Annotated in this window: 8 protein-coding genes and 1 pseudogene; 7 read left to right on the top strand and 2 right to left on the bottom strand. The window is 63.0% G+C overall.

Features of this window, described 5'->3' with window-relative positions; genetic code table 11:
• Window positions 1-391, top strand: a pseudogene (locus tag EOA19_RS15070) (ribonuclease E/G); the annotation flags it as partial.
• Between the two features lie 170 nt (window positions 392-561).
• Here the strand turns inward: EOA19_RS15070 and EOA19_RS15065 are convergent.
• Window positions 562-1,545 (bottom strand): glutaminase, encoded by a 984-nt coding sequence (locus EOA19_RS15065; protein ID WP_050592706.1) that lies wholly within the window; start codon window positions 1,543-1,545, stop codon window positions 562-564.
• A 4-nt stretch (window positions 1,546-1,549) separates the two neighbouring features.
• Window positions 1,550-2,698 (bottom strand): aminotransferase class I/II-fold pyridoxal phosphate-dependent enzyme, encoded by a 1,149-nt coding sequence (locus EOA19_RS15060; RefSeq protein ID WP_023812129.1) that lies wholly within the window; start codon window positions 2,696-2,698, stop codon window positions 1,550-1,552.
• Between the two features lie 145 nt (window positions 2,699-2,843).
• On the opposite strand from EOA19_RS15060, the gene EOA19_RS15055 reads away from it, so the two are divergent.
• The 6 genes from EOA19_RS15055 (at window position 2,844) to aat (ending at window position 8,155) form a co-directional block, all read left to right on the top strand.
• Entirely contained in the window at window positions 2,844-4,238 is a 1,395-nt protein-coding gene (locus EOA19_RS15055; RefSeq protein WP_128304044.1) for a M48 family metalloprotease, read from the top strand.
• 61 nt (window positions 4,239-4,299) lie between these two features.
• Complete coding sequence (locus EOA19_RS15050; RefSeq protein WP_128304043.1) at window positions 4,300-5,103, top strand: DsbA family protein; 804 nt, start codon at window positions 4,300-4,302, stop codon at window positions 5,101-5,103.
• Between the two features lie 148 nt (window positions 5,104-5,251).
• Window positions 5,252-5,686, top strand: a complete 435-nt coding sequence (gene aroQ / locus EOA19_RS15045) for a type II 3-dehydroquinate dehydratase (RefSeq protein WP_013531359.1) — start codon at window positions 5,252-5,254, stop codon at window positions 5,684-5,686.
• A gap of 26 nt (window positions 5,687-5,712) precedes the next feature.
• Window positions 5,713-6,171, top strand: coding sequence for an acetyl-CoA carboxylase biotin carboxyl carrier protein (gene accB, locus EOA19_RS15040; RefSeq protein WP_023812132.1), 459 nt, complete (start codon window positions 5,713-5,715; stop codon window positions 6,169-6,171).
• A gap of 10 nt (window positions 6,172-6,181) precedes the next feature.
• Window positions 6,182-7,525, top strand: coding sequence for an acetyl-CoA carboxylase biotin carboxylase subunit (gene accC, locus EOA19_RS15035; protein ID WP_023812133.1), 1,344 nt, complete (start codon window positions 6,182-6,184; stop codon window positions 7,523-7,525).
• 12 nt (window positions 7,526-7,537) lie between these two features.
• Entirely contained in the window at window positions 7,538-8,155 is a 618-nt protein-coding gene (gene aat, locus EOA19_RS15030; protein ID WP_023812134.1) for a leucyl/phenylalanyl-tRNA--protein transferase, read from the top strand.
• The last annotated feature ends 15 nt before the right edge of the window (window positions 8,156-8,170 follow it).

The raw sequence follows: 8,170 nt of genomic DNA, 5'->3' as shown, positions 1-8,170 counted from the left end.
GGTGATCGCCAGCGAGCCGGTGGTTACCGCAGCGGCCGAAGAGCCGGTGGCGCTTGCTCCGGCCAATGACGACGCGCCGAGCACGGAGAAGCCCAAGAAGCCACGCCGTGCCGCCAAGCCGAAGAAGGCCGCGGCCGAAATCGTCGCCGAAGAGCCGGCTGCCGAGGCGGAAGCACAGGTCGAGACGCCGGCCACTGCGTCCGACGAGGCGGTGGCTGTCGAGAAGGCGCCGAAGGCCCGCCCGTCGCGGCGCAAGCCGGCGGCGGTGAATGCGCCGGTCGAGCCGGTGGTGTCTTCGACCGTAGCGGAAGAACCCGCGGCCAAGGCTGAGGACAAGACCGAGGACAAGCCGAAACGCGGCGGATGGTGGCAGCGGAAGGGCTTTTTCTAAGCCTTTCAGCCACCTGAGCTAGTTCTCTGACAAAAAATCCCGCGCCGTCTCGAAGACCGTGCGGGATTTTCTTATCTGGCGTTATGCCGGATCGCGAAAGGCTAAAACGCTTCTTTGATTCCAAGCATGTCGTTGTCCCAAAACCGCTGCGCACTTTTGGGCGACATGCATCACGGCGCGAAGATCGACCAGTTCATCATCCTGGCCAGCTTTTCCAGCGCGATCGACCCCAGCTTGGAGTTGCCGTTGGCATTGAGGCCCGGCGACCAGACGGCAAGCGACGCCACGCCCGGCACGATGCCCAATATGCCGCCGCCGACGCCGCTCTTGCCGGGAATGCCGACGCGGAAGGCGAAATCGCCGGAGCCGTCATAGTGGCCGCAGGTCAGCATCATGGCGCCGATGCGGCGCGCCCGCTCGGCCGACACCACGGAATGCCCGGTCGCAGGGTTCTTGCCGCCATTGGCGAGGAAGCGGCCGGCGAGCGCCAGTTGCCGGCAGCTCATGGCGATGGCGCAATGGTGGAAGTAGACGCCCAGCGCCAGCTCCGGCGCGTGGTGGAGATTGCCGAAAGATTTCATGTAGTTGGCAAGCGCGAAGTTGCGATAGCCGGTGGCCCGTTCGGACGCCGCGACCTCGCGGTCGATGATAACAGTCTCGTCGTCGGCCAGGAACTGGATGAAGCGCAGGATCTCGCCGATCGCCTCGCGCGGCTGGTGGCCGGCAAGCAGGATGTCGGAAATGACGATGGCGCCGGCATTGATGAACGGATTGCGCGGAATGCCGTTCTCATGCTCGAGCTGCACGATCGAGTTGAACGGATTGCCTGACGGTTCGCGGCCGACCCGCTGCCACAGCGCGTCGCCGACATTGCCGAGCGCCAGTGTCAGGGTGAACACTTTCGAGATGCTCTGGATGGAAAAGGCCTGGTCGGCGTCCCCTGCCGTCAGCACGCGGCCGTCATTGGTGACCGCTGCGATGCCGAATTTCTTCGGATCGACCTTGCCCAACTGCGGAATGTAGGAAGCGACATCACCGCGATCGATGCGATCGGCCATTTCGGCGGCGACTTCGGCCAATGCCTGATCAAGTTTGGGGGCCTGATCAAGTTTGGAGGCCTGATCAAGTCTGAGGGGCTGTTCGAGTTCCGGCATGGTGCTACCTCAACCAGCGTTCGATGCGCGCCATTGCCTCGACCATGTCGTCGTGGCTGCCGGCATAGGAAAACCGCATCGTCCGGTGCCCAGCCTGAGTGTCGAAGTCGCGGCCGGGCGTTGCCGCCACATGCGCCTCAGCCAGCATCTTGCGTGCGAAGGCCATGCTGTCATTGGTATGCCTGGTGACGTCACAGAAGGCATAGAAGGCGCCGTCCATGGGCGCTGCCAGCGGAAAGCCGAGTTCCGGCAGGCGTTTCATCAAAAGCTCGCGATTCCAGGCGTAGCGGCCTTTTACCGCCTCCAGCTCCTCGGTCGCCCTGAACGCTTCGATCGCGGCGATCTGCGACAGTTCCGGCGGCGAGATGTAGAGGCTCTGGGCGACGCGCTCGACCGGCCGCACCAGCTCTTGCGGCAGCACCATCCAGCCGATGCGCCAGCCCGTCATGCAGTAATATTTGGAGAAGGAGTTGATCACCGTCACGTCGCCGCCATAGGCCAGCGCCGTGGTGTCGGGGGCGGCATAGGCCAGCCGGTGATAGATTTCGTCGGAGATGACGGCGATGCCGAGCTCTTGTGCCGTCCTCACCAGAACCGCCAGTTCATCGGCCGGTATGACCGCGCCGGTTGGATTGGCGGGGCTGGCGAAGAGAACGCCTTTCAGCGGCTTTTCACGATGCGCGGTCTCGAGATGGCCGGCATGCAGATAGGCGGCGTCGCCGAGCTCGATCTCGACCACCTCGATGCCGAGTGCGGCCATGATGTTGCGATAGGCAGGATAGCCGGGTGCCGCGATGGCGACCCGGTCACCCCCATCGAACATCGCCAGGAAGGCGAGGTTGAAGGCGGCCGACGATCCAGTGGTCACCGCGATCCGGCCGGGCTCGATATCAAGCCCGTAGTGATCGGCATAGTGTCCGGCGATCGCCTTGCGCAAACCTGCCAGTCCCAGCGCATCGGTGTAGCCGATGCGTCCATCCTGCAGCGCCTTGGCGGCTGCGGCGCGAACCAGAACCGGTGCGGGATCGGAGGGCTGGCCGACGGCCATCGAAACAACCGGCACGCCCTGGGACTTCAGCCGGTTTGCCTCTGCCAGAATGTCCATCGCATGGAAGGGCTCGACATTGCCACGGCGTGAGAGCGAAACGACCATTTAACCAGTATTCCCGATGACTGACGGCGCCACGCACTGGCGCATGTGCCGCACAAATGCCCGATTGATGTGAGGATCACAAGTTGAGGAAGTTTCCGGCGCCGACTTTTCATCTTTCGCCCGCTCGTCTACCAGTGGAGCCATCATGTTGAGCCGACCCAGATCGACGATTGCCCAGGCAGCGCGCGTCTTCGCGACGCTTTCGCTTGGCGTTGCCGTTGCAATGGCGAGCTCGGTTAGTGCCTTCGCCCAGAACGTGCCGGTGGTGCGCGACGCCGAGATCGAGGCGCTGGTGCGCGATTACGCGCGGCCGATCTTCAGGGCGGCCGGCTTGGCGAATGACGGCATTGACATCGTTCTGGTCAACGACCAGAGTTTCAACGCCTTCGTCACCGGGCGCCGGCTGTTCATCAACACCGGCGCGCTGATGACGGCTGAAACGCCCAACGAGATCATCGGCGTCATCGCGCACGAAGCCGGCCATATCGCCGGCGGCCACCAGCAGAAGCTGCGCGACCAGCTCGAACGAGCCAAGACGATGGCCGTCATCGCGACATTGCTTGGCGCCGGCGCCATTGTCGCCGGTGCCACAACCAGCAGCCGCGGTCTCGCCGGCGCTGGCATGGGCGTGGCCGCTGGCGGCGGCGAGATGGCACAGCGCAGCATCCTCGCCTATCAGCGCACCGAGGAGATGACGGCCGACCGCTCGGCGATCACCTATCTCAACGCCACCGGCCAGTCCGGCATGGGCATGCTGAAGACATTCCGCCGCTTCCAGACCGCACTTTCGCTTTCGGGCGCCCAGGTCGATCCGTATCGGATCAGCCATCCGATGCCGCAGGACCGCATCGCCAATCTCGAAGTGCTGGTGAAACAGGACCCCAATGTCGACAGGCCAGACCCGCCCGCGCTGCAGCAGCGCCATGACATGATGCGGGTGAAGATCGCCGTCTACATGGAAGGCCAGGCGGCCGCGTCGCGGCTGATGCGAAAGATGCAAGGAACCCTCGCCGCGCAGTACGGCGATGCCCAGTCGACCTACCTGTTCGGCAACATCGCCGCCGCTCTCGCCAAGACCAATGCACTGATCAAAGCGCAGCCGAAGAATGCCTACTTCCAGGAACTGCGCGGCGACATCCTGATGAAAGCAAACAAACCCAAGGAAGCTGCGGACGCTTACGCCAAGGCGGTCAGCCTCGATTCGGCTCGGTCCGGTCTGCTGCCGGTGTCCGTGGGTCAGGCGCTGATGGCCGTCGGCAGGCCCGACTCCCTCAAAAAAGCCGTCGTGCAGATCAACAATGGCCTCGGTCGCGACAAGGAAAATTCAGCCGGATATCGCTATCTGGCACAGGCCTATGGCGAGTTGGGTGACATACCTGGCGCGGAACTTGCCACCGCCGAAAGCCATTTCTATTCCGGCAACTACAAGGATGCGAAGATTTTCGCCATGCGGGCGCAACAGCAGATGAAACGCGGCGAGCCGCGCTGGCTTCGCGCCCAGGATATCATAAACTACAGGCCGTCAACCAAGATCAAGTGAACCTTCCGGTCGCGCGCCACGACATAGCCAGACCGGAAAACAGGTAGAAGGAACAGGAACGATGAAAAAGGCACTGCTGCTGGGCACCACGGGGGTTGCGGTCGCCCTGGCCATGCTGGCTTTCGGATTCGTTGCCGGAAACCCGCAGATCGCCAAGGCCGGTACCGCGCAGCCGGTCGAGACGGCGGCGGCCGATACCAAGATCGACCGCACCGAGGTCGAAGGCATCATCCGCGACTATTTGTTGAAAAACCCGGAAGTCCTCCTGGAGGTCCAGGATGCGCTTGAGGCCAAGCAGAAGGAAGAGCAGCGCATCGCTCATCTCGGCGTGATCAAGGATGCCAAGGACCAGATCTTCAACTCCGCCTTCGACGGCGTCGTCGGCAATCCCAACGGCAAGGTCACCATCGTCGAGTTCTACGACTACAATTGCGGCTTCTGCAAACGCGCCATCGACGACATGCAGGCGCTGACCAAGACCGATCCGGACCTGCGTTTCGTGCTCAAGGAATTCCCCATCCTCGGACCGGATTCGCAGAAGGCGAGCGTGGTCTCGATGGCCTTCCACCTGATGCACCCGGAAAAGTACGGCGAGTTCCACAATGCGTTGCTCGGTGGCCAGGGGCGCGCCACCGAGGCGGCGGCCATGAAGGTCGCGCTATCGCTCGGTGCCGACGAAGCGGCGCTGCGCGAGAAGATGAAGGACCCGACAATCAACGAGGCCCTCGCCAAGACCTACGATCTTGCCAACAAGCTGGCGATCACCGGAACGCCGTCCTATGTCGTCGGCAACGAGGTGGTGTTCGGGGCGCTCGGGCAGGAAGTGCTGGCTGAAAAGATCGAGGCGGCGAAAGCCGCGCTCTGATCTTGCTCGCCAGCTATTTCTCACGGGCACATTTCCGCCTGTTGTGGACAGTGAAAGAACGCACTTGCGCTCTTTCCGCGGGCGGCTATGCCCATTATAGAGGGCCCAGCGCGCCGGCTTGATGACGGCGCCGGGAAAGGTCGGCTTTTTGAAAACGGTTTTCGTCCTGAACGGTCCCAATCTCAACGCGCTCGGCAAGCGCGAGCCGGGCATCTATGGCGGCAAGACGCTTGCCGCGATCGCCGACGACTGCAAGCAGGCAGGCACGGCGCTGGGGTTCGAGATCGATTTCCGCCAGTCGAACCATGAGGGCGACCTTGTCGACTGGATTCAGGAAGCCGGCGACAAGGCTGTCGGCATCGTCATCAATCCGGGCGCCTACAGCCACACCTCGATTGCCATCCACGACGCCATCCGCGCCGTCGCACCGTTGCCGGTGGCCGAAGTTCATCTTTCCAACATCCATGCGCGGGAACCATTCCGCCACGTCTCCATGGTCGCGCCGGTCGCCGTCGGCATGATCTGTGGCTTTGGGCCGCTCGGCTATACGCTGGCGCTACAGGCGCTGGCCGCACGCCTATGACCGGCCAACAAACAGAAGGCTCGAAAATGTCGATAAAGAAGACCGGTGTTGACCAGCAACTGATTCGCGATCTGGCGGGCATACTGAACGACACCAACCTCACCGAGATCGAGGTTGAACTGGGCGACCTGAAGGTGCGCGTCTCGCGGCAGGCGCCGGCTGTTCATGCAATCGCAGCGCCGCAGCAGGCCTATGCGCCGGCAGCAGCGCAAGCTGCCTCCGTAGCTCTGCCCGTTGTGGCAGATATTTCCAAGAACGCAGTCACCTCGCCGATGGTCGGCACGGCCTACCTGGCGCCGTCGCCGGACGCCAAGGCATTCATCGAAGTCGGCCAGAAGGTCAAGGAAGGCCAGACGCTGCTGATCATCGAAGCGATGAAGACGATGAACCAGATCCCCTCGCCACGCGCCGGCACGGTGACCGCGATCCTTTTCGAGGATTCGCAGCCGGTCGAATATGGCATGCCGCTCGTCGTGATCGAGTAGAGCGGGCCTGATGTTTCAGAAGATCCTCATCGCCAATCGCGGCGAAATCGCCCTCCGGGTGCTGCGCGCCTGCAAGGAACTCGGCATCCAGACGGTGGTGGTGCATTCGACCGCCGATGCCGACGCCATGCATGTGCGGCTCGCGGACGAGAGCGTCTGCATCGGTCCGCCGCCATCGCGCGACAGCTATCTCAACATCCATCAGATCGTTGCGGCCTGCGAAATCACCGGCGCCGACGCCGTGCATCCGGGCTACGGCTTCCTGTCGGAGAACGCCAAGTTCGCCGACATACTGGCCGCGCACAACATCACCTTCATCGGTCCGTCCGGCGACCATATCCGCATCATGGGCGACAAGATCGAGGCCAAGCGAACCGCCAAGCGCCTCGGCATTCCGGTTGTGCCCGGTTCGGACGGCGCCGTCACCGACCAGAAGGAAGCCAGGCGCATTGCCGCCGAGATCGGCTATCCCGTGATCATCAAGGCATCGGCCGGCGGTGGCGGGCGCGGTATGAAGGTCGCCCTCACCGAGGCTGACCTGGAGATCGCCCTGCAGACGGCGAGCACCGAAGCCGGTGCCGCCTTCGGCGACGATGCCGTTTATATTGAAAAATATCTGGAAAAGCCGCGCCATATCGAAGTCCAGGTGTTTGGTGACGGCTTTGGCCGCGGCGTGCATTTCGGCGAGCGCGACTGTTCCTTGCAGCGCCGCCACCAGAAGGTCTGGGAAGAGGCGCCCTCTCCCGCCCTCAATGCCGAAGAGCGCGCCCGCATCGGCGGCATCTGCGCCAAGGCGATCGCCGACCTCGGCTATTCCGGCGCCGGCACGATCGAGTTCCTCTACGAGAATGGCGAGTTCTACTTCATCGAGATGAACACGCGCCTGCAGGTCGAGCATCCGGTGACCGAAGCGATCACCGGCATCGATCTCGTGCACGAGCAGATCCGCGTCGCCTCCGGCGGCGGCCTCTCGGTGAAGCAGGAGGACATCAAGTTCAACGGCCACGCCATCGAATGCCGCATCAACGCCGAGGACCCGCGCACCTTCACCCCCTCGCCCGGCACGATCACCCATTTCCACACACCGGGCGGCCTGGGCATCCGCGTCGATTCCGGCGTCTATTCCGGCTACAAGATCCCGCCCTATTACGACAGCCTGATCGGCAAGCTGATCGTGCATGGGCGTAATCGCGTCGAGTGCATGATGCGCCTGCGCCGCGCCCTGGACGAGTTCGTCGTCGACGGTATCAAGACGACGCTGCCGCTGTTTCGCGATCTCGTCGGCAATGCCGACATCGCCAATGGCGATTATGACATCCACTGGCTGGAAAAATATCTGGCCAAGGAAGAGTAGCGCGGAGACGCGATGACCCGCCCCTACGCGCCCGGCTATCGCATCCCCACCGACCTGCTGCTCAAGGCCTACGCCTCGGGCGTCTTCCCAATGGCAGAAAGTGCCGGCGACCCGGAGGTGTTCTGGGTGCGGCCGGAGACGCGCGGCATCATCCCGCTCGATGGTTTTCACGCACCGAAGAGCCTGAGGAAAACGATCAAGAAGAACCCCTTCGACATCCGTTTTGATTTCGATTTCGAAGCCACGATCGACGGTTGCGCCGAGAAGCGGGTGGAACGGCGCTCGACCTGGATCAATGCGCCGATCCGCGAAGCCTATGTCGAGTTGCATCGGATAGGCCATTGTCATTCGGTCGAGGCGTGGCGCGAGGACCGGCTGGTCGGTGGCCTCTATGGCGTGTCGCTCGGCCGGGTGTTTTTTGGCGAGAGCATGTTCGCCAGGGAGACGGACGCTTCCAAGACCTGCCTTTTCTATCTCGTGGAGCGCTTGAAGGCACGCGGCTTCGCGCTGCTCGATACGCAGTTCACCACCGAGCACCTCAAGCGCTTCGGCGCCGTCGACGTGCCGCGCGGCAAATATGAAAAGATGCTGGCCGACGCGCTGAAGGGCGAGGCCGTATTCTATCCCTGACGCCCAATTCTATCC

The organism is Mesorhizobium sp. M7A.F.Ca.US.010.02.1.1, assembly GCF_004023085.1.
Lineage (GTDB): Bacteria > Pseudomonadota > Alphaproteobacteria > Rhizobiales > Rhizobiaceae > Mesorhizobium.
This window is presented reverse-complemented; position numbering and strand designations above follow the sequence as displayed.

Excerpts from the sequence above, each read along its gene's own strand:
- EOA19_RS15065 (WP_050592706.1), bottom strand. The coding sequence starts at position 1,545 with ATGCCGGAACTCGAACAGCCCCTCAGACTTGATCAGGCCTCCAAACTT.
- EOA19_RS15060 (WP_023812129.1), bottom strand. The coding sequence starts at position 2,698 with ATGGTCGTTTCGCTCTCACGCCGTGGCAATGTCGAGCCCTTCCATGCG.
- EOA19_RS15055 (WP_128304044.1), top strand. The coding sequence starts at position 2,844 with ATGTTGAGCCGACCCAGATCGACGATTGCCCAGGCAGCGCGCGTCTTC.
- EOA19_RS15050 (WP_128304043.1), top strand. The coding sequence starts at position 4,300 with ATGAAAAAGGCACTGCTGCTGGGCACCACGGGGGTTGCGGTCGCCCTG.
- accB (WP_023812132.1), top strand. The coding sequence starts at position 5,713 with ATGTCGATAAAGAAGACCGGTGTTGACCAGCAACTGATTCGCGATCTG.
- accC (WP_023812133.1), top strand. The coding sequence starts at position 6,182 with ATGTTTCAGAAGATCCTCATCGCCAATCGCGGCGAAATCGCCCTCCGG.
- aat (WP_023812134.1), top strand. The coding sequence starts at position 7,538 with ATGACCCGCCCCTACGCGCCCGGCTATCGCATCCCCACCGACCTGCTG.